Raw genomic sequence first — 19958 nt, forward strand, 5'->3', positions numbered from 1 at the left:
CCCGTAGGATCCGTTGTGCGGCAGGGGTGTCGCCCGCACATTCGTTTTTGCGCTTTTTTCGCCAAAATAGTTCATCGGCGCATGCATCCCGTACCGGGAGTGGCAACATTAGAGCTCGCCGCATGAGACATGCCCGTGTGACCGTATGAGCATGTACTTATATGCAGCAGCTCCGCCACTGCTCTGTCACTGCGAGGCCGCACATGTCGCTCAACACGCTTTCGACCGGGAGTACCGCCGGTCTGTTTCTACCTCTGACGGATGACGCGTCGTCCCCGGGGCTGCTCGGATCCGATTCGGCCATGAATGACTCCGATCTGTTGCTGGCGATGGACAACCTGTTTCTGCAGCAGATTTACCGTTTGATTGCCGCCACCTACGGCAATACGTCGCTCAATGGGCCAGGCAGTGGTATTCCGGGGCTTGACACGCCTTCAGCAGACGACCTTCAAGCCAGCCAGCCGATTGAGAAACGGACCTCCTGGCCGACGCTATCGGCTCCGTTCAATGTCAAGGACATCAAGGGATCCAGGTTGCCGCCTGCGGTGGATGGGTCATCGGTGACCTGGGAGGGCGGCACGCTCACCCCATCGGAGCTTCAGATTGTTTCGACACTCAATCAGCACAAAGACAAGACGCCGCTGGAGTTCGCAAAACTCGACGACAAGATCAATGATCCATCTACACCTCCGGATCTGAAGAGTGCGCTGCAAGGCTTGCAGAAAGATCCGCGTCTTTTCTTCGCCATCGGTTCGCAGGGCGACGGCAAATGCGGCGGCAAGATCAAGGCGGGTGATTTGTGGGATTTTGCAGACCACCATCAACAGGTGACCGCTCTGGGCGGGAAGAATGCCGAGTTCAATCCTAAAAACATCAAGGGAGCGACACCGCCTCCTGCCGCAGAAGGTTCGTCGGTAACCTGGGACGGCGGCACGCTGACGCAATCCCAGCTTGAGATCGTCTCTACGCTCAATCAGCATCGCGACATGATGCCGATCGAGTTCGCCAAGCTCGATGAAAAGATCAACGACCCAGCCACTCCGCCCGACCTGAAAAAAGCGCTGCAGGGCCTGCAACAGGATCCTGGCCTGTTCTTTGCGATGGCGTCTCAGGGTCACGGCAAGCACCACCACGACGACCAGGGCAAGTGCAATGGCAAGCTCATCGCCGACAATCTTTACGACTTCGCCGACCGCCATCCGCAGGTGACGGCGCAGGGCGGCAAGAACGCGACCTACAATCCCGAAAAAATGAAGGGGCGCGACCTGCCGCCGCCGGTGGACGGCTCTTCGGTCACGTGGGATGGCGGGACGCTCACCCAGAACGAATTGGAGATCGTCGCCACACTTAATCGCCACAAGGACAAGTGCCCAGTCAAGTGGACAGATCTCGATGCAAAGTCGAAGGATCCCGCCATCCCGCCGGATCTGCAAAAAGCGTTTGCAGATCTACAGCAAGATCCAGCTCTTTTTCATGCAATTGGTGCGCAGGGTAGCAAAGGAAGTTGCGATGGAAAATTCACTGAAAAGGATCTCACACGCTTTTCAGTGCCCGAAAAACACGCACAGATCGCTCAATATGCCGAGCAGCAAGCAAAGGGCTACACGCAAAACTATGTGGCGTCTGACAGCCCCGACAAGACCGAGCCGACGGTCATGACCGAGAGTGACGCGATGCGTGAACTCTACCGCTACTCGGACTATCTGCCCAAGGATCTAAACCAGGACGCGTTCAAGCAATTGGTCGAAGGCGATAGCACGACCAAGAAGAGCCCGCCGCAGGTCATTGCCGCCGCACAGTATTTTCGTGAGCATCCCGACCAGTGGAAAGCGCTGGCTGGCGACAAAGAGTCGATGAGCACGGCAGATTTCCTGCAGAAATCTACATCAGAGATGCACCTGACCGCGCCCGAACTGAAAACGCTGGACACCATCAATAGCCACCAGGAAGCGTTCTTCGGCGACGGCAAAGAGGTAACGCGCGACAAGCTCGACACGATTGTCAAGGATGATAAAGCCGACCCCGCAGTGCGCGACGCGGCCAAGCAACTTTTGGGCGACCCGCTACTGTTCGGCTTGTTGAACAACGCGATCACCGGCTACAAGAAGCCCCACAGCTTCTTCGGTGGTGGCCATGTCGTCGACTCGGGAAAGATCAGCAACAAAGATTTTCAGCAGTTCTACGAGCACATGACGGCGGTCAACAAAACCCTGGATACACCGCCCACGCATGCAGCCACATCGCCCGAGCAAAAGAAGGCCGTCGCGGACATGCTGATGGGAAAAGCCGATCAGCCCGAGATCAAGAGGAAAAAACACGATGTCGGTACCTTCAGCAAGGGATTGCATGAGTTTCTCAAGTGGGACAGCAAGATCCTGGATGGGATTTCCGTAGCACTTAGTGCAATGAACGGCATTCCCCTGATCGGCGAGGTTGCCGATGCAGCAGCGCTAGCATTTGAGAGCGAAGCGCAGGCAGCACAGGTAATTGATACCGCACTGCAAGGTGGCAACCTGTCACTCGCGTGGAAACTCGCCGGCATCAATATGGCTGGAGCGGTGGTTGGCGCCGTTGGCGGACCCACGGCCAGACTCGCAGCCAAGGGAGCAGCCAAGGGGGTCGCCGAGGGCGCAGCCAAGGGAGCGACCCAGGGTACAACCAAGGGCGCGGCCAAAGGAGGCGGCAAGGGAGTAGCCGAGCGGGAAAAACCCCTTGATATTGCTAAAGGCTACATAATAGGTACTAGCATCAACAGGCCGACTGAAATGTTGAAAACTCCCGTGTTGGCAGGCTTGCACTATGAAGAAGTGCGGCTGGATAAGGAGAAGAAAAAGGGCGAGATTCGCAAGAATCTGGAAGCGGCGGGCGGGGTGCCATTGGGGAAACAGTTTATTCCAAAAGCAATTGCCGACAACTTCGAGGCAGACACGAAAGAAAACCTCAGGCATGTGAGGGGGCGCCGCAAGTAACGATCTTGCTTGAGCGACAATCGTGACCGATGGAAATGCAAGCAACGGAATCGCTCGATCAGCCAGGAAAAGACGAACCGAGAACGTTTCACCACCAGGCAACGCTGGTCACTCGCTGCGCCGTGCTGCATGATCGGACTGGGACAGCTCCGCAGCGTCCCCGACCTGCTTGGCGGACAGCAGCGGTTGAATCTGTTTTCGCTGGCAGTGCCGGACAAGACGCGTCGGCCTGCGCAATGGTCCGACGCTGTGTATTTTCCTCCCAACTATCTGCTGGAGACCGGGAAAGAAGGCCTGGCGTTGGCCAGGCAGGCCTTGAGCACCACCAACGCGATTACCACTGCGCTACGCGATGTGCTGGGCCGTCACATGCTCAGCAACGTGCTGGCCAATTTTGCCTCGCTCGGGGCCGGCCGCCTGATCGCTGCGCCGTTGCGCGGCGGCAACGAGAACGGCAGCGTTGCAGGCGAAGCCGCCAATTCCACCGCCACGGTCGTGCAGCAGGCGGTACAGACCCTGTTCAACGATACGGTCTGGAATGCGCTCAAGGCCAAGAACGGCGCCAACACCACCCAGGCGACGCGACTGGATCAGGAACGTGCCGTCACCGCGGCCAATCATCAACGCACCATCGAACGCACGCTTCAGGCGCTGGCCGAGCCCATCGACGAGGCGATCGCGCTGTTTTCGGCGCCGACGCCGGCGGAGATTGCACACGCCCTGGAAGAGGGGGTACGGCTTGCGCCTGCACCGGGGCCGCTGGCGAGGATGTTGCGTGAAACGCTTGAGCGATTGCGTACGGAAATCGACACGCAGTGCATCTCGATTGCGACCATCGACGCGGTGCGCGATCAGCTGCATGCCGGCTGGGCGGCGATGTTCAGCGGTGTGCCACGTGACGACGTGACCAAGACACTGGACACCGAGTTACGCACGCTCAGGCGTGCACTGCACGAGAGCGAGGAACTTCGTCAGTGGGAGAATGGCCGGCCGTGAGCGATCGATCCCACCGTTGATCCGGTGGCGTCTTGCCGGCCGCAACGACAGACGCAGCCGCGCCGGCGTCTGTCGCGTGTTGGCGGTCCCGGTGCCAGGCGGGTGCGCGGCTGAGGTGCGGGCAGTGGGTGTGGAACGGGGGGGGGGCGGCACACGGCACCGCTTCGTATGCCGGCCATTGACCGGGCGTGCGCATGCCTTCTTGCACCCTGCGACGTAGTACGCGATGTGCAGGCCAACCGGCCCACCGATGTGTCGGTGGTCGTCGATCAGGGACACCACCCAGCGACGACGCCCGGAAGATGGGGCGAAGCGGTGCATCTGCCGGGCGCGATCGGCGCCCGGCACCGCTTACGCAGGAGGCAATCAGCCGCTGTAGGGCTGATGCCCGATTCGGGTCGCTCCGGTGGCCTGGAAAGCGCTGGGGGCAATCACCTCGTCGGGCGCATCGGTCTTCAGGTTTGCCAGCTTCACCGTCGCGCCCGGCGCATCGGTACGGAACACCGCTTCCTTGACCTGTTGGAAATCGCAATTTTCGACCTGAAGATGCGTGTCGATATCAGCGTGTCCACCGTTGGTACGAAAGACCTTGCCGGCGCCGTTGACGGTGCAACCCGACATCACCACGTCGGCAGCACCATTGTCCTGCACGACCTTGTCTGCGGCATTCTTGAACGTGCAATTGATGATGTCGACCTTCGGCCGGCCGCTGACCTCCGGGCGACAACCGGCAATGCGCGCATCATGCTCGCGGTTGCCCTGGCCATCGATGGTGACCGCATCCTCGCTGACATCGTCGTTGACGCAGTTGACCATCTTGCCGCTGCCCATGAAATGCACGCCGTCGCCGCCGCCCTTCATGTTGACGTTGCACAGGCTACCGCCGTCCTCGACGACGAACAGCGGCTGCTGGTGTTCGTTCTGGGAGCCATCGCCCAGACCAGGGCCACCGATGTAGGTCTGACCCTTGCCGTCGAATACCTCGCCCTTATGCACCACGATGGTCTTGTTCTGGAGGCCGGGTGGCGCGGTGACGACCTTGCCGGGAGGAAGTGGGGCCTGCGGACCATCGGGGCAGGGCCTCACCGCCTGACCCGGGTTGGTGGGCGATGCGCGGTGATCGGCTCCCGTTCCGCAGGTGCCGCCGTTGCCTCTGTTGTGGTTGCCGCCATTGCCGCCGCTGCCATCGCCAGTACCGCTACCGTGTTGTCCGCCGGGGTTGGTGGAACAGGGCGGGCGCGAGGGCGGCATCGGTGGTGTCGGATTCGGGTTGGTCGGTGGCTGACCGTCGCTGAATGGCTGATCCTGTGGCTGCAGCATGTCCCTGAGCATGCGTTGCATGCAGTACGTCAGCATGCTCATGATCACCGCGGTCAGGGCTTGCTGCTGCGAAAGGGAGAATGAGGACGGCGGTAAGCTCGCATTGGTCTGTGAGGGGATCGCAAGATTCATTGGCGAGTGTCCTTGCAAGAGATGAATGGTGGACGAAGTCCTGCGGCGGGAAATAACCGCGACACAGCGTGGCGATGTCCTACAGCACAGCGGAGACGCAAGGCTGCGTCAGCGTGCTATGGAGGCGTGCATGTCTCTCTCTAGCACCATCGGCAGGCAGGCAAGACCGAGCACCTCACGCGCGTAGCCACAGATAATTTCCGGTTGCGATTCCTTCGAACATTTCGTCGTGTGCAATGAAGATGTTGTTGTTCCAGTAACGGCCATGCTCGGCATAGTGGGCGAGCAGATCGCAGATCCATGCGCCGTCGACGTCGTCGTCCAGTGGAACACGTACGACCAGCACGATCACGCCGGCATCGTTCAATCCGAGTTGCGCCTGGTCCTGTGCGTACACCGACAAATTCGCTTCCAGCAACAGCCGGAAGACCGTCAAGGTGCGTCCTGCAGGTGCTAGGCCATAGGAGATGCGTAGGTACAGCGCTTCTTCTTCCGGAACTTGCTGTGCTTCATCGTCGGTCTGGGCTGCAGGCATGTGCAGATAGACTTCAAACCCTTCCACCCAGAGCACACGACTGCTGAGCACCGCCTGCACATCCGGCAGGTCCAATGCTTCGCACATCTGCTGAACGATCGCTTCGAATCGGGTGCTGCTCATCTGTCGTACGACATGCGCAGGGCCATGCACCGGCCCTGCGTCATGTCAGGGCCTATTACTGGCCAACCAGCTGCTTCGCGTTGTCGCCTGCCTTGCCGATGAATTTGTTGAGCGCCACGTTGAAGTCAAGTTCGTTCTTCTTCGCGGTCAGGTAGTTGTTCATGCGCTCCTGTGCTGCGGCTGATTTACCAATGCCACCCATCAGACTATCCATCTGATTGTCCGAGGTCTGAGTGGCAGTGTGATTGTCAAATCTGCTTGAAAGGTCAGATCCAAGCAGATCCCTGGCCTGGCCCAATCGCGGCACTATCGATTGTAAATTTAGCATATAAATACTCCTTAGCTGAAGAGAAGTAACGTGGAGCGCTTGTCGGCGCGTTTTGCTTGACCAACGTGGCCAAGGAAATCGATGATCAAGGCATGCTGGCGATGTGCGCGACGATGTCTTGTGCAGCGTTGATGCCGTCGTGCAAGACAATGAAATCGTTGCGCGCAGCCTGATCGCTCGCGGCGGACCAATGCACACGGAGTTGTTGCGCTGTCGCGTGCAGCGCTGCCTCGATGTTGCGCAGTCGCTCGCCTGAGAGATCCTGCGCCTTGGTCTGCAAGATCTTGCTCATATCCTGGGTGAGCGTGTCGGTCATGGCATCGAACATGGTGCGGCTCTCATGGCGCCGCTTGCTGCGGCAGGGAAGTCAGGTGCTTGGTACCGTCCGGCGTCTCGACGTAATGCAGCCCGTCGGCGAGCAGGGCGGCGTCGTAATTGGCGGGCGGTTTCACGGACGGGTCCTGCTGGGTGATCTCCACATGCAGTGTGCGGATTTCCGGGCCCAGATCGCTGCGTAGATCGGCGATGCGTCGGGTCGCACGCTCGGCGTTGTCGCTGCTGCCGGCAATCGAAAAAACACCCTGGCCGTCGTAACGCACGCTCAGGTCGCGGTCGGCCAAGGTATCGCGCAGGGTTGCCAATACCTCATCCACCACCACCACATCGACCGTGACCGCATGTTGATCCCGATGCAGTTGTGCGCGCAGGCGTGCCGCATCCGCGCTGCTTGTCACCAGGCCCTCGACCCGCACGCGCGACCCGACCTGCTCCACGCGCGCTTCGCGCAAGCCCAGCCGTTTCAGCACGAATCGCACCTGATTAAGCTGGTTGTCCTGGCTGCGCGGGGGAGCCGCATCGGAGAGAAACGCCGGGAGCAGGGAGGGCAGCAGTGCCGCGGCGGCCAGCGCTAGCATGGCGCCCACCACTGCACGCAATGCAGTGCGCCTGGACCTGCGTGGCGAAGGCGCTGCCGGTGTCGCGGCGGGCGACAGTAGCTGCTCCAGCAGCGCAACATCGTCCGGCCAATCGGCCGCAGCGTCGCCCATGCAGAGCACCAACGGACCAAAGCGCACCGGATGCAGCGCAACAAAGGCTGTCGTTGGCAACGCTTCGCTGCGATAACACACTTGACCATCTGCATCCACCTCGATGATGAGCGAACAATCAGGCCAATCTTCGATCCGGATTTCGGCTTGGGGATCGGCGCCTAACGTATAGCTGCCTGGCTGCAAATCTAATCGTGCGCCGGCATGGATTCCCGTCAGCACGCGAAGTTGCATGGTCATGCGCGAATCTCCTGAGCGGTCCCATCGTGGTGTTCAATCAATAGCGTGTTCAAACGCGTGATGGCACGCGCGCGATCGAGGCGTTTACGCGGTTTTTCTGCGTTGAGCAGCATCAACGGCAGCAGCAGATGGAAACTGCGCAGTGCAGGCGATGTATCCGGTTGCGCCGGCACCAGATCCAGCAGGCGCTTGCGCAAGGCCTGCAGGGTTTCGGCAGCTGCGCCTGCGCTGCCCGAGTGCAGATGCTCGCGCATCAACCTCCAGACCATGGTCGTCAACTGTGCTGCGGCAGGATGGGCGACACCGATCGCACGCAACTCAACCAGCGCAACGGCAAGCGCGCGTCGCCGGATCGTCTGGTCGGCGGCAGGGGTCGCCGCGTAGCGGTCGAGCACTTCCTGGACGCTGGCACGGGCGCTGTCGTCTACCTGCGATGGCGCGGCGATCGGCCACGTACCGGCCTGCGGATCGCCGGCCTGCGCGTTGCCGCCCTCGCCGTGCTGATCATCCTGGCGTTGTCCCTGGCCCTGTGGCTGAGCGACTGCGATGCTGACCCGGCCGCGCAGCGCCGAGACGCGTGCCGCTTCGGCTTCTTCCAGTTCGGTGGCGTCGAGTTCGTCGTCCATGCCATCCAGCGAGCGCATGCCGCGTCGCCGCTTGCGCGGCGGGGCGGGGCGCAGACGGGGTGCATGATGTGCCGTGTCCGCCGGCGGCTGCACGCCAGCCTGCGGCGCATCTGCGTGGTGGTGCGATGCGCCGGGCGCGCTCGGCAGCGACGGAGGCACAGCGCCTGGCGAAATGCGCCGGATCATGGAAACGCCGCCTGCATCAGCGCCTGACCGAACTGCATGATTGCCGAGGCGCCCCAGGGCGCAGTGACTGCGATGGCAGCCACCACCACCACCAGCTTGAGCGCGAACGAAATCGAGGCATCCTGCAGCGACATCACTGCCTGGATGAAGGCGATCAGCAGCCCGGCCACTGCGGCAACGCCGACCACCGGCAACGACACCTTGAGGCACAGCAACAAGGCTTCGGAAGTGAATCGCACCAGATCGTCATGGTCCATGGCGTCACCGATAACTCAGGACCAGGCCATGGATCAGCATGGACCAGCCATCCAGCGCCACGAACAACAGCAGTTTGAACGGAATGGCCACGTTGGTTGGCGTCACCTGCGAAAGGCCCATCGCCATCAACGCATTGGCCACCACCAGATCGATCACGATGAAGACCAGATACAGCAGAAATCCGATGCGGAATGCCTCGGTCAGCTCGCTCAGCGTGAATGCCGGTGCCAGCACCAGAAGATCGTCAGGCTTGAGCGTATCGGCCTTGTCCTTGGGCCAGATCTGCTGCGCCGAGCGAATGAAAAAGGCTTTCTCGCGCTCGCGGGTGTGCTTGAGCAGGAACTGCCGAAACGGTTCGCGACAGGCATCGAGCAATACCACTACACGGCTGTTGTCGGCACCGGGACTGTAATTCTGCGCGGCCTTGAACGCCTCCATGCCCACCGGCGCCATCACAAAGCACGACACCAGCAACGCGACGCCGTTGAGCACCATGTTCGGCGGCACCTGCTGCACGCCGATGGCATTGCGCAGCAAGCCGAGCACGACCACGATCTTGGTGTAGGAGGTGACTACCATCGCTGCGAAGGGCAGCAGCCCCAGCATGATGACCACCAGCAGCAGCGAGCCGACATCAGGCATCTGCATGCGCAGTCTCCGACATGCTGAGGATCTGCACGCCGAGATGTTCGCCCACCGCCAGCAATCTGCCGATGCCGATGGTCTGGCCGTAGACGACCAGGCGGATGTCGGCCTGGTCCACCGGCACCGACAGCTCGAGGATCTGGCCGGGCTGCAAGCCCGACAGCACGGATAGAGACAGCGCAAGCTGGTCCACTTCCAGCTGTACGGGCAGTTCCAGTGCCGCCACATCGGTGGCGGACGATGAGGAGTCGGACGCGGGCATATCGTGCTGCATGGTGGGGGCAGTCTCCAGAATCATCTGTTGCAGGGTCAGGCGTACCGGAGCGCGCAACACTGCACCTCCAGGGATGCCCCAGAGCAGCTCGCCGCTGCGCACGGGAGCCGTGGCGAGAGCGTGCAACAGGACATCGCCCGGGCGCAGCGATTGCAGCAACGCCGCCGTTGCCGTGCGCTGGCCGATACGCAGGCGCGTAGTCACCCGCAGTGCGCTCAGCCAGGCCGGCAGTGGCGATGGCTGAGCCAGCGCAGCGCTAGCCGTTTGCAGCGCGGCAAGCAGCAGCGGGCTGGCGGTCTCTGCGATTGCGTCGATGCCGCCCAGCGTGATGCCGATATCGAGGCGATCGACCGCATCCGCACAGCGCTCGAAGGCGACCACCTCGGCAGCGCCTAGTCCCAGTGGTTCCAGGGCGCGCAGATCATCGCTCAACAGCACACCGGCGATCGCCACGCGCAGTGCGTCATCGGCTTCGTTCAACAGCAGCGCCAGGCCGTCGCGTGCCGCGATCCGCAACTCCAGACTGCCGCTATCGAACTGCAGCTGCAGGCGCGCTGCATCCGCAGCCCGAATGCCGCGGCGTTGCGCGGTGTAGCCGCAACGCTGTGCCGCACGCGGATCGCAGAGCACTCTGCCCAGCTGCGCGCGCACGGCGGGCACGTGGGTCAGCGCCTGCGACAAGTCGCGTGCCGGCGACGTCAGGCTCGGCTCTGTTGACAACACGGCGTCCCTCGCTATGGCTGGTTTGCTGCAGATGCAGCGCTAGACGACCTCGATGCTGATCTGAAGCGTGTCGCTGAGCGCAGCCTTCAATGCAGTATCCAAACGTTTTCTTCCATTCAAAAGTACCTCGCGCGTCTCCGGCGAGCCGCTGTCGAAGCGAAGCGATAGCTGGTCTGGCGAAAGCCGCAAGAACAGCGTGGTCTGCGGCAGGATGTCGTGGTTGATCTCCAGCCACGCTTCCCAGGTACCTGCGCCGCGTACCGGCGTGGCGTTGCAAAACTCGGCAACCCGCAGCGCGATGTGGTTGATGGCCAGCTGCGCGCGTTGGGTGCGGATCCACTCGGTGGCGATCTGCCGACCCAGTGCGTCGCCGTCATCGCCTCGGGCGATCTGTCGACGATTGCCGTCATCCAGGCAGGGCGGTGCGGTTGGCAGCGCTGCGGGTCCGTGATCGTCGCTGGCAGCATCCATCACTTCGGCCAGCGTCGGATCGTCGTCGCCGTCCTCCGGCACCACCGTGTCCGGCAATCCGGCCAGCACGCTGCTCAGGCGTCGGCGCAGTTGCATGAAGCTGACACGTTGCGTCGCACGCGCCGGTGCTGCCGCTGCGTGCGGCTGCAGCGGTGCGCCGGCAATGGGCAGGATGCGCACATGGCGGACCGGTGGCTTGCGCATCAGGCCACCACTCTGCCGATCGGCTGCAGCTGCACCTCTGCGCCCAGTTCCTGGAACGAATACACCTCCAGCCAGTTCAGGCGTGCCTCGATCATGCGGCGCACATAACGCCGCACGTCCATCGAGGCGACCACTGCCAGTGGATGCCGCGCCTGATCTTCGACGATGCGTTCCACCTGCTCGACCAGCTGATTGGCCTGCTCCGGTGGCAGCGCCAGGAAATTGCCGGCCGGTGTGGCGCGAATCGACTGCCGGATCAACTGTTCCACGGCGTGGTCGAGCATCACCGCAGGCAGCTGTCCGGTGCCTGCGGTCGCGGTGTGCGCAAGATAGCGGCCGAGATCGCAGCGCACATACTCGGTCAGCATCAGCAGATCCTTTTCCTTCGGTCCCCACACCACCAGGCTCTCCAGGATGCTCTTGATGTTGCGCACCGGGATGCGTTCTTCCAGCAGTCGCCGCAACACATCGGCGATGCGTTGGGCTGGCATGGCCTTGTTGACCTCTGCAACCAGCCCGGGATAGTCCGCGCCCACCTGTTCCAGCATCCACTGCGTCTCCTGGATGCCGACGAACAGATGCGCGCGTGCATGCAACGGTGCGATGGCTTGTTGGGCCAGCGCTTTCTGCATGTCCGCCGTATCGCTCAACGCGCTGCGGGTTTCCGGCACATCGTGGATCAACACTTCGTACTGCAGGCCCTGCAGGGATTCGCTCTGCCATATCGCGATCCCCGGGAACGGCAATCCCAGCAGCTCGACCAATTGCCTCCGCTCGCTTTCGATCGCCTGATCCAGCAGCGCCGGGTCGAGCCGTGCAGCCAGTTGCGGCGAAAGCCGCATCGACAAGGGCGAGGCGAAATCCGGGGCGCTCTTGCGGATGTGCGGCGCATCGCCTTTGGCACCTTTGCGGCTGGTTGATGGCAGTGCGGGCTGATCGCTCCCGCTGGTGTCGCGTTGCTTGCGCCAGATCGTATAGCCCCCGGCACCGACCGCCGCTGCCAGCAGCAGGAACAGCAGCGCCGGAAATCCCGGCACGAACGCAAAGCAGGCCAGCAGCACACTCGCTGCCATCAAGGCACGTGCGTTGCTGGTGAGCTGGCGGCCGATGTCGAGCCCGAGCGAGCTGATCTTGGTTTCATTCTCGTTGGCGACGCGGGTGATCATGACGCCGGCCGCCACCGAGATCAGCAGCGAGGCGATCTGCGACACCATCGCATCGCCTACCGACAGGATCGCAAAGCGGTTGGCGGCCTCGCCCGCGCTCATGCCGTGGTAGGTCACGCCTACCACGATGCCGGCCAAGATGTTGACCATGGTGATCACCAGGCCGGCGATCGCATCGCCCTTGACGAATTTCATGGCGCCATCCATGCCGCCGTGCAGTTGACTCTCGATGGCCAGCCGGGCGCGTTTGCGGCGTGCTTCGTCTGCAGTCAGATTGCCGCCGCGCAGGTCGGCGTCGATGCTCATCTGCTTGCCCGGCATCGCATCCAGGGTGAAGCGCGCGCCGACTTCCGCAACGCGCTCGGAACCTTTGGCGATCACGATGAATTGCACCGTGGTGATGATCAGGAACACCACCAGGCCCACCACCAGATTGCCGCCCACCACCAGCTCGCCGAAGCTCTCGATGATGTGGCCGGCTTCGGCGTGCAGCAGGATCGATTTCGTCGATGCGATGTTCAACGACAGCCGCAGCAGCGTGGTGAACAGCAGCAACGAGGGAAACGACGACAGCGAGATCGAGTCGGGCACATACATCGTGACCATCAGCAACACCACGCTCAGCGTGATGTTGATGCCCAGCAGCGTATCGATCAGCGGGGTAGGCAGCGGCAGGATCATCAAGCCGATGACCGCCACCACCAAGGCGGCGATCGCCACTTCACCGGTGTATGCAAAATACCGTGTTACGCGCATGCCATCTCCTAGCAGGGCAGCGGACCGCTGCCTTCATCGTTGTCGCGGCCCAGTTCATCGACCCAGCGCAGCACCACCGCCACCGTTTCGAACAGCGATTCGGGAACCGCCTCGCCCAGTTCGACCTCATGCAGCGCACGTGCCAACGGCGGGTTCGCCACGATCGGAATGCCCTGGTTGTGCGCATAGGCACGCAGTTCCAGTGCGCCCTCGTCCACGCCCTTGGCAACCACCTGCGGCAGACCGAAGCCGTCCGGTTCGTAGGCGAGCGCGACGGCGTAATGGGTCGGGTTGACCACCATCACCTTGGCCTTGGCAACGCGCTCGCGCGGGTCGCCGAAGACCAGTTCCTTGGCGAATTCCTTGCGCTTTCCCTTCACTTCCGGGTCGCCTTCGCTCTCCTTGTGTTCGCGCTTCTGCTCGTCCTTGCTCATGCGCTTGTCGCGAATGAACAACCAATGCTGCACGCTCCAGTCCGCCGCGCCGACCAGCACGAACACCAGGACCGCCAGGGCGCACAAAATGCCCAGTGCGCGCCAGCCGATCTGGGCGATGTCGGCCGGTGGCTGGTAGGCGAGCCCGATGATGGTCGGCATGAGTGCACGAAGGCCGTACCACAGCACCACGCCGATCACGGCCGCCTTGATGCCCAGCTTCAGCAGGTTGATGAGACTGCGTAACGAAAAAAGTTTTTTGACGCCGTTGACGGGGTTGAGCGAATCGAATTTGGGCGTGACCGGTTTGAGCGAGGCATTAAGCCCGGTCTGCACAAAGGTGCCGATCAATCCTGCGGCCAGGCAGGCCGTCACGAAGGGCAGCGTCAGCAAGACACCCTGGATGCCGATGCGACCGAGCGCACGGTGCAAGGCGGTGGCATCGCGCGTATTGGTGGTGAAGTCGAAACCGATCGACATCAATGCACGCAGATGTTCGACAAAATAGCTGCCTGCCAGCTTCATCACCAGCAGCGCGGCCAGCAGCACTGCGGCGGCAGTGACGTCCGGGCTGATCGGGACTTCCCCATCCCTGCGCGCATCCTGCAGTTTCTTTTCTGTCGGCTTCTCGGTCTTCTCATCCGACATGGCGATCTCCGGCCGCTATTGCTGCACCCCCATTCTGAGCGAGCCGTCGCCGGACGATCCGCTTCCAAGGCGAACGTGTGCATGGGTGTACGAAGCACGACGTGTTTGTTCGCGATGGCATTCCGATGTTCGCTTCTGAAAAGTCTTCGTTGGCGCCGAAGCGTACGTTACGCACGCATGCTGTCCACGGCCATTGAATGAAGAGGTGCGGTATGGAAAAGATTGAATGTCCCGGTTCGGTCGTGAGCGGGCTGATCGAACTGATCACGGTCGGGCTGACCCACGAAAAAATCGAAGAGGCCGCAGCGGTGCTGGCCGCCGTGCGAGTACTGCGGCCAGAGTTGAAGGCGCTGGATACCTTCGATGCCTGGATTGCGATCAAGCGCGGCAGTTATCTGGAGGGCGCGCGCCTGCTGCGTGAGCTGGAGGCCGATGCGGGCTCCGAGCCGTTGTGCAAGGCCTTGTACGCGTGTTGCCTGTTTGCGGTGGGCGACCCGTCCTGGCATGGCATTGCAGAGGGCCTGATCGAAGAGGACGCCGATGCCGACGCCGTTGGACTGGTCAAGGCGCTGTCAGGACGCTACACCCCGGCACCCGCGCCGCTGGAAGCGGCGGCCGAATCCGCCGCGCCGATGGACGTTCCCAACGCCCAGTATCTGCGCGCCTGACCCGAACTTTACCCAGCCTGCGGAACATGCCATGGCGCTCATTCCTCCTGTTGTACCGATCACTGCAAGTACCGGCCTGTCCACGCCTGCGGTATCGCCGACGGCCGCACCGAACCAGTCGCTCGTCAATCGCTTCCAGGCGCTGATGCAATCCTCCTGCCCGCTGCCGCCTGCCATGCAGCGCGTGGGAGAGCCGAGCATGATCAGCCGCATGGTGGACATGCAGAACGACGGCGTGCGGGCCATGACCGAGCATGTTGATGCGTTCGGCGCCAATGCGCCAAAGATGGGGCTGGAGGAAATTGCGGCTGAGGAAATGAAGTTGATTAACGAGCTGACGATGGTCGGTTTCAACCTCAACGTCAGCGTCAGCCTGGCACAGTCCGGCAAGAACGCCGTGCAGACACTGTTCAAGAACCAATAGCATGCGAACGCTCAGATATCTGGTGGTGTTGCTGCTCGCACTGCTGCTGTCCGGCTGCGACCAGCAGCTGTATTCCGGGCTGACCGAGAACGACGCCAACGACATGCTGGCCGTGCTGCTGACGGCCGGTGTGGATGCAGAAAAGCTCACGCCCGATGACGGCAAGACCTGGGCGGTCAACGCGCCGCACGATCAGGTGGCGTACGCATTGAACGTGCTGCGCACGCATGGCATGCCGCATGAGCGACACGCCAATCTCGGCGAGATGTTCAAGAAAGACGGCCTGATCTCCACACCCACCGAAGAACGCGTGCGCTTCATCTATGGCGTGTCGCAGCAGCTGTCGCAGACCCTGTCGAATATCGATGGCGTGATCGCGGCCGATGTGCAGATCGTGCTTCCCAATAACGACCCGCTTTCGGCATCGGTCAAACCCTCCAGCGCTGCGGTGTTCATCAAGTTTCGCGTCGGTAGCGATCTGACCAGCCTGGTGCCCAGCATCAAGACCCTGGTGATGCACAGCGTGGAAGGACTGACCTACGAGAACGTCAGCGTCACGCTGGTGCCGGGCGGGGCGGAGAGCGATGCGCAGTTCGCTGCATCGGCGCCGCCGCGTGCCTGGGCGTGGCCGTGGCTGGTTGGATGCGCGCTGGCGCTGTGCGTGGCGGTCGCTGCGGCAGCGCTGTATTGGTGGCCGAGCGCCAATGCGCGCCGCTGGGGCGGCTGGCAGCGCCTGCGCGCGTTGTCCAGAAAACATGCGGGGTGAGGCCGGCGGATGGACAAGGCACGGATCGACAACACAGCACGGTGGCTTCAACGATGGACGGCGGCCGTGTCCACGCTGGCGCAATCGCTGGATGCAGAGCGGGTGGCGCACTGGCTGGGTCCGGTCGCTGCGCTGGGCTGGGAACGTGCAGCGGCGCAGCGCCGTATGCGCGTGATCCAGGCCTGGTCGGGATGGGCGAGCATGCAGGTCGGCGCACTGGATCCGCTGGCCAATCGGCTGGTCGTGCTCGCGCCCGATCTGCTCGCCAGGGTGTTGATGAGCCGCGCGTTGTTTTCGCGCGCACTGGCGCTGCGCCGCTGTATCGAGCGCGAGCGCCTGAGCTGGTTCGAGCAGCGGGTGGGGCCGGCGGTGCTTGACTATGTGCGCCATTGCGCAGGCACCGGCATGACAGCGCCGCTGTTGCCGCACGATGCCGACCAGGCGGCATGGATCGGCGATGGCTGGCGTCGAATGCAGGCCGATGGTGTCTGGCCCGACCCCTGCATCGCCAAGGTGCTGGCGCTGTGCTTGCCGCTGGGCGCTGCCCGTGTGGTGCCCATCGCGGCAGATGGCGCGAGCGATGCATTCCTGCGGGCGCTGCCCACCCTGTTGCCGGAGCTGCCATGCGTCTTTGGCTGAGGTCCACACCGGAAGCGGTCGGCCTTGACTGCGAGGTCATCCCACGCGAGGCATTGGCCTGTGTGCTGGAACTGGACGCAGCGGGTGCACAGGTGCACGCGCGTTGCGCGCAGGCGCTGGCGGACGCCCAGACGCGTGCGCAGGCGCTGCTCGACGCTGCCCAACGGCAGGCCGAGGCCATCCTTCAGGATGCCCACGACAGGGCCGAGCGCAGTGCACGCCTGGGCTATGCCGCCGGGCTGCGCCGTCAGCTCGACGCGTGGAACGAGCGCGGCGTGCGGCATGCCTTCGCGGCCCAGGACGCCGCACGGCGCGCCCGCGAGCGCCTGGCCGAGATCGTCGCGCACGCCTGCGAGCAGGTTCTGCACGGGCACGATCCTGCGGCGCTGTACGCGCGCGCCGCACAGGCGCTGGACGGCGCCCTGGACGAGGCGAACGCCCTGCAGGTGAGCGTGCATCCCGATGCGCTGGACGATGCACGGCGCGCCTTCGATGCGGCCGCAGCGGCCGGCGGATGGAGCATGCCGGTGGAACTGTGCGGTGATACGACTCTGGCCTTGGGTGCCTGCGTGTGCGAATGGGATACCGGCGTGTTCGAGACCGATCTGCGTGATCAGCTGCGCAGTCTCCGGCGCGTCATTCGCCGCGTGTTGGCCACGCCGCAGGCGGTGCCGGATGCTTGCTGAGATGCCGCTGCTGCAGACGACGCTCGAGCGCGAACTGGCCGCGCTCGCGTTCGGCCGCCGCTACGGCAAGGTGGTCGAAGTGATCGGCACCATGCTCAAGGTGGCTGGTGTGCAGGTCAGCCTGGGCGAGGTGTGCGAGTTGCGCCAGCGCGACGGCACGCTGTTGCAGCGTGCCGAGGTGGTGGGCTTCAGCCGCACTCTCGCCTTGCTGGCGCCGTTTGGCGAGCTGGTGGGGTTGTCGCGCCAGACGCGCGTGATCGGATTGGGGCGTCCCTTGGCGGTGCCGGTCGGATCGGCGCTGCTGGGGCGCGTTCTCGATGGACTGGGCGAGCCGGCGGACGGCCAGGGGCCGCTTGCAGGCGACGATTGGGTGCAGATCCAGGCGCAGGCGCCGGATCCGATGCGCCGGCGCCTGATCGAACAGCCGCTACCGACCGGTGTGCGCATCGTCGATGGCCTGATGACGCTGGGCGAAGGCCAGCGCATGGGCATTTTCGCCGCAGCTGGCGTCGGCAAGAGCACCTTGATCGGGATGTTCGCGCGGGGCACGCAGTGCGATGTCAACGTGATCGTGCTGATCGGCGAGCGCGGGCGCGAAGTGCGTGAATTCATCGAGATGATTCTTGGCCCGGACGGTCTGGCACGCAGCGTGGTGGTGTGCGCGACCTCCGATCGCTCCTCCATCGAGCGCGCCAAGGCGGCTTATGTCGGCACCGCCATCGCCGAATATTTTCGCGATCGGGGCATGCGGGTTCTGCTGATGATGGACTCGCTGACGCGCTTTGCCCGCGCACAACGCGAGATCGGTCTGGCTGCCGGCGAGCCGCCCACGCGTCGCGGCTTCCCGCCGTCGGTGTTCGCCGAGTTGCCGCGCCTGCTCGAACGTGCCGGCATGGGCGAGACGGGCTCGATCACCGCGTTCTACACGGTGCTGGCCGAAGACGACACCGGCAGCGATCCGATCGCCGAAGAAGTGCGCGGCATCCTGGATGGCCATCTGATTCTGTCGCGCGAGATCGCCGCCAGGAACCAGTACCCGGCGATCGATGTGCTGGGAAGCCTGAGCCGGGTGATGAGCCAGATCGTCTCTGCCGAACAACGCCAGTACGCCGGCCAGCTGCGGCGTTTGCTGGCCAAGCACAACGAGGTGGAGACCTTGCTGCAGGTCGGCGAATACCGCCACGGCAGCGATGCGGTCGCCGACGAAGCGATCGCCAGGATCGATGCGATACGCGACTTCCTGAGCCAGCCCACCGATCAGCTCAGCGACTATGACACCATCCTGGAACAGCTTGCCGGCGTGATCGACGATGCGTGAGCGTGTCAGCACCTGGAGGACGTTGCAGCAGCTGAAGACGCGCCGTTACCAGCGGATGCAGGACCACCTGAGCGACTGCAGGCGTGCGCTGGAGCAGTGCGATGGCGAGCGCGCCAGTTGCAGTCAGCAGGCCGACGCCTGCACCACGCGCCTGGCCGCGTTCGATGCCGCGCTGGCCGACACGGCCGGCGCGGGTGAGCCGATCGGCATCGAGGCGATCCTGCAGCACCAGCGCTTCCGCGCAGTGCTGGAAGAGCGCTGCGGCGCCGCAGAGCAGGCGCTGGTCGCAGCGACGCAGGCGTTGCAGCGCGCGCACGATGAGGTGGCGACTGTGCAACAGACAGTGAGCAGGCTGGAGGCGCAGGCGCAGGTGTATGCGGAAAAAGCCGCCCGCGCGCGCCGTGCCTGGCAAGCCCAACGCGAAGCGGCCGAGGAGGAAGACGCGATCGAAGCCTTGATCGGGCTGCGTCTGCATCGTGCCGCCCGCGGAGTGGGGCCATGAGCGACACCGCCACCGCGCTGCTGGCGCTGTCATCCCAGGGCGTGTCGCTGCTGACCCTGCTGGCGCTGTGCGGTGTGCGCGTGTTCGTGTTGTTCTTCGTGCTGCCGGCAACCGCGCAGGACAGTCTTCCCGGAATGACGCGCAACGGCGTGATCTATGTGCTGAGTTCGTTCATCGCCTACGGACAACCGGCCGATGCGCTGGCCAGGATCGAAGCGGCCGGCCTGGTGGGGCTGGTGTTCAAGGAAGCCTTTATCGGCCTGCTGATCGGGTTTGCCGCATCCACGGTGTTCTGGGTTGCCGAAAGTGTGGGCCTGCTCATCGACGATGTGTCCGGCTACAACAACGTGCAGATGATCAACCCGTTGAGCGGTGAGCAGAGCACGCCGGTCTCCACCGTGTTGATGCAGTTGGCGATCGTGTCGTTCTACGCGCTGGGCGGCATGCTGATGCTGCTCGGCGCGCTGTTCGAATCGTTTCGCTGGTGGCCGCTGAGCCAGCTCATGCCGGACATGGGAGCGATCGGCGAGTCGTTCGTCATCCAGCAGACCGACGGCATGATGGCCGCCATCGTCAAGCTGTCCGCACCAGTGATGTTGGTGCTGGTGCTGGTGGATCTGGCCATCGGCTTTGTGGCGCGCGCCGCCGACAAGCTGGACCCCTCCAATCTGAGTCAACCGATCCGTGGGGTGCTGGCGCTGCTGCTGCTGGCCTTGCTGACCAGCGTGTTCATTGCGCAATCCGGTGACGCACTCGGCTTCCTCCACTTCCAGCAGCAGTTGCACGATGCCGCCAACGCAAGTGCAAAAGGAGGCGCATCGCACTGATCCTTGTTGAGACACCAACGGCCGTGTGCTGCCGGCGCTGATTGCAGG

Annotated in this window: 21 protein-coding genes and 1 pseudogene; 10 read left to right on the plus strand and 12 right to left on the minus strand. The window is 63.3% G+C overall.

Annotated features, from left to right (window positions below):
* Positions 1–203 precede the first annotated feature (203 nt).
* Together XCC_RS06335 and XCC_RS06340 are read left to right on the plus strand one after the other, a co-directional pair.
* Positions 204–2969 (plus strand): HrpF/NolX family T3SS translocon protein, encoded by a 2766-nt coding sequence (locus XCC_RS06335; RefSeq protein WP_011036413.1) that lies wholly within the window; start codon positions 204–206, stop codon positions 2967–2969.
* A gap of 141 nt (positions 2970–3110) precedes the next feature.
* Positions 3111–3965 (plus strand): annotated as a pseudogene (locus tag XCC_RS06340) (hypothetical protein); the annotation flags it as partial.
* 366 nt (positions 3966–4331) lie between these two features.
* Here XCC_RS06340 and XCC_RS06345 read toward each other — a convergent pair.
* From XCC_RS06345 to sctU, 12 genes are all read right to left on the minus strand, one after another.
* Positions 4332–5417, minus strand: a complete 1086-nt coding sequence (locus XCC_RS06345; RefSeq protein ID WP_014507104.1) for a pectate lyase — start codon at positions 5415–5417, stop codon at positions 4332–4334.
* 175 nt (positions 5418–5592) lie between these two features.
* Positions 5593–6075, minus strand: coding sequence for a CesT family type III secretion system chaperone (locus XCC_RS06350; protein WP_011036416.1), 483 nt, complete (start codon positions 6073–6075; stop codon positions 5593–5595).
* 55 nt (positions 6076–6130) lie between these two features.
* Positions 6131–6403 carry an HrpE family protein gene (gene hrpE, locus XCC_RS06355; RefSeq protein ID WP_011036417.1) on the minus strand — a complete coding sequence of 91 codons (273 nt, stop codon included), beginning with the start codon at positions 6401–6403 and terminating at the stop codon, positions 6131–6133.
* Positions 6404–6488: 85 nt separating this feature from the next.
* A complete protein-coding gene (gene hrpD6 / locus XCC_RS06360; RefSeq protein ID WP_011036418.1) occupies positions 6489–6731 on the minus strand; it encodes an HrpD6 family protein in 243 nt (80 codons plus the stop codon).
* Between the two features lie 10 nt (positions 6732–6741).
* Positions 6742–7689: an HrpD5 family protein gene (gene hrpD5, locus XCC_RS06365; RefSeq protein WP_011036419.1), complete on the minus strand. Its 948-nt coding sequence runs from the start codon at positions 7687–7689 to the stop codon at positions 6742–6744.
* Complete coding sequence (locus XCC_RS06370) at positions 7686–8501, minus strand: HpaA protein (protein ID WP_011036420.1); 816 nt, start codon at positions 8499–8501, stop codon at positions 7686–7688. The genes hrpD5 and XCC_RS06370 overlap by 4 nt, the downstream gene beginning before the upstream one ends.
* A complete protein-coding gene (gene sctS, locus XCC_RS06375) occupies positions 8498–8758 on the minus strand; it encodes a type III secretion system export apparatus subunit SctS (protein WP_005994479.1) in 261 nt (86 codons plus the stop codon). Before sctS ends, XCC_RS06370 begins: the two co-directional genes overlap by 4 nt.
* A gap of 4 nt (positions 8759–8762) precedes the next feature.
* Complete coding sequence (sctR, locus tag XCC_RS06380) at positions 8763–9407, minus strand: type III secretion system export apparatus subunit SctR (RefSeq protein ID WP_006451038.1); 645 nt, start codon at positions 9405–9407, stop codon at positions 8763–8765.
* Positions 9394–10347: a type III secretion system cytoplasmic ring protein SctQ gene (gene sctQ, locus XCC_RS06385; RefSeq protein ID WP_029629008.1), complete on the minus strand. Its 954-nt coding sequence runs from the start codon at positions 10345–10347 to the stop codon at positions 9394–9396. The genes sctR and sctQ overlap by 14 nt, the downstream gene beginning before the upstream one ends.
* 93 nt (positions 10348–10440) lie before the next feature.
* Positions 10441–11076: a type III secretion system protein SctP gene (gene sctP, locus XCC_RS06390; protein WP_043877809.1), complete on the minus strand. Its 636-nt coding sequence runs from the start codon at positions 11074–11076 to the stop codon at positions 10441–10443.
* Positions 11076–12998, minus strand: coding sequence for an FHIPEP family type III secretion protein (locus XCC_RS06395; protein ID WP_011036424.1), 1923 nt, complete (start codon positions 12996–12998; stop codon positions 11076–11078). Before XCC_RS06395 ends, sctP begins: the two co-directional genes overlap by 1 nt.
* 8 nt (positions 12999–13006) lie before the next feature.
* Entirely contained in the window at positions 13007–14080 is a 1074-nt protein-coding gene (sctU, locus tag XCC_RS06400; RefSeq protein ID WP_011036425.1) for a type III secretion system export apparatus subunit SctU, read from the minus strand.
* Between the two features lie 212 nt (positions 14081–14292).
* On the opposite strand from sctU, the gene XCC_RS06405 reads away from it, so the two are divergent.
* The 8 genes from XCC_RS06405 to sctT are packed head-to-tail and all read left to right on the plus strand — an operon-like array spanning position 14293 to position 19910.
* Positions 14293–14748 carry an HrpB1 family type III secretion system apparatus protein gene (locus XCC_RS06405; RefSeq protein WP_011036426.1) on the plus strand — a complete coding sequence of 152 codons (456 nt, stop codon included), beginning with the start codon at positions 14293–14295 and terminating at the stop codon, positions 14746–14748.
* A gap of 31 nt (positions 14749–14779) precedes the next feature.
* Positions 14780–15172, plus strand: a complete 393-nt coding sequence (locus XCC_RS06410; protein ID WP_011036427.1) for a type III secretion protein HrpB2 — start codon at positions 14780–14782, stop codon at positions 15170–15172.
* 1 nt (position 15173) lies between these two features.
* Complete coding sequence (gene sctJ / locus XCC_RS06415) at positions 15174–15938, plus strand: type III secretion system inner membrane ring lipoprotein SctJ (protein WP_011036428.1); 765 nt, start codon at positions 15174–15176, stop codon at positions 15936–15938.
* Between the two features lie 9 nt (positions 15939–15947).
* Positions 15948–16577 carry a type III secretion protein HrpB4 gene (locus XCC_RS06420; protein ID WP_011036429.1) on the plus strand — a complete coding sequence of 210 codons (630 nt, stop codon included), beginning with the start codon at positions 15948–15950 and terminating at the stop codon, positions 16575–16577.
* Complete coding sequence (gene sctL, locus XCC_RS06425) at positions 16562–17263, plus strand: type III secretion system stator protein SctL (RefSeq protein WP_011036430.1); 702 nt, start codon at positions 16562–16564, stop codon at positions 17261–17263. Before XCC_RS06420 ends, sctL begins: the two co-directional genes overlap by 16 nt.
* Positions 17253–18581, plus strand: a complete 1329-nt coding sequence (gene sctN / locus XCC_RS06430) for a type III secretion system ATPase SctN (protein WP_011036431.1) — start codon at positions 17253–17255, stop codon at positions 18579–18581. The genes sctL and sctN overlap by 11 nt, the downstream gene beginning before the upstream one ends.
* Positions 18574–19083, plus strand: coding sequence for a type III secretion protein HrpB7 (locus XCC_RS06435; RefSeq protein WP_011036432.1), 510 nt, complete (start codon positions 18574–18576; stop codon positions 19081–19083). Before sctN ends, XCC_RS06435 begins: the two co-directional genes overlap by 8 nt.
* The gene (gene sctT, locus XCC_RS06440; protein ID WP_011036433.1) at positions 19080–19910 is read left to right on the plus strand and encodes a type III secretion system export apparatus subunit SctT; all 831 of its coding nucleotides are present in this window, start codon (positions 19080–19082) and stop codon (positions 19908–19910) included. Before XCC_RS06435 ends, sctT begins: the two co-directional genes overlap by 4 nt.
* The last annotated feature ends 48 nt before the right edge of the window (positions 19911–19958 follow it).

The organism is Xanthomonas campestris pv. campestris str. ATCC 33913, from assembly GCF_000007145.1.
Taxonomy (GTDB): Bacteria; Pseudomonadota; Gammaproteobacteria; order Xanthomonadales; family Xanthomonadaceae; genus Xanthomonas; species Xanthomonas campestris.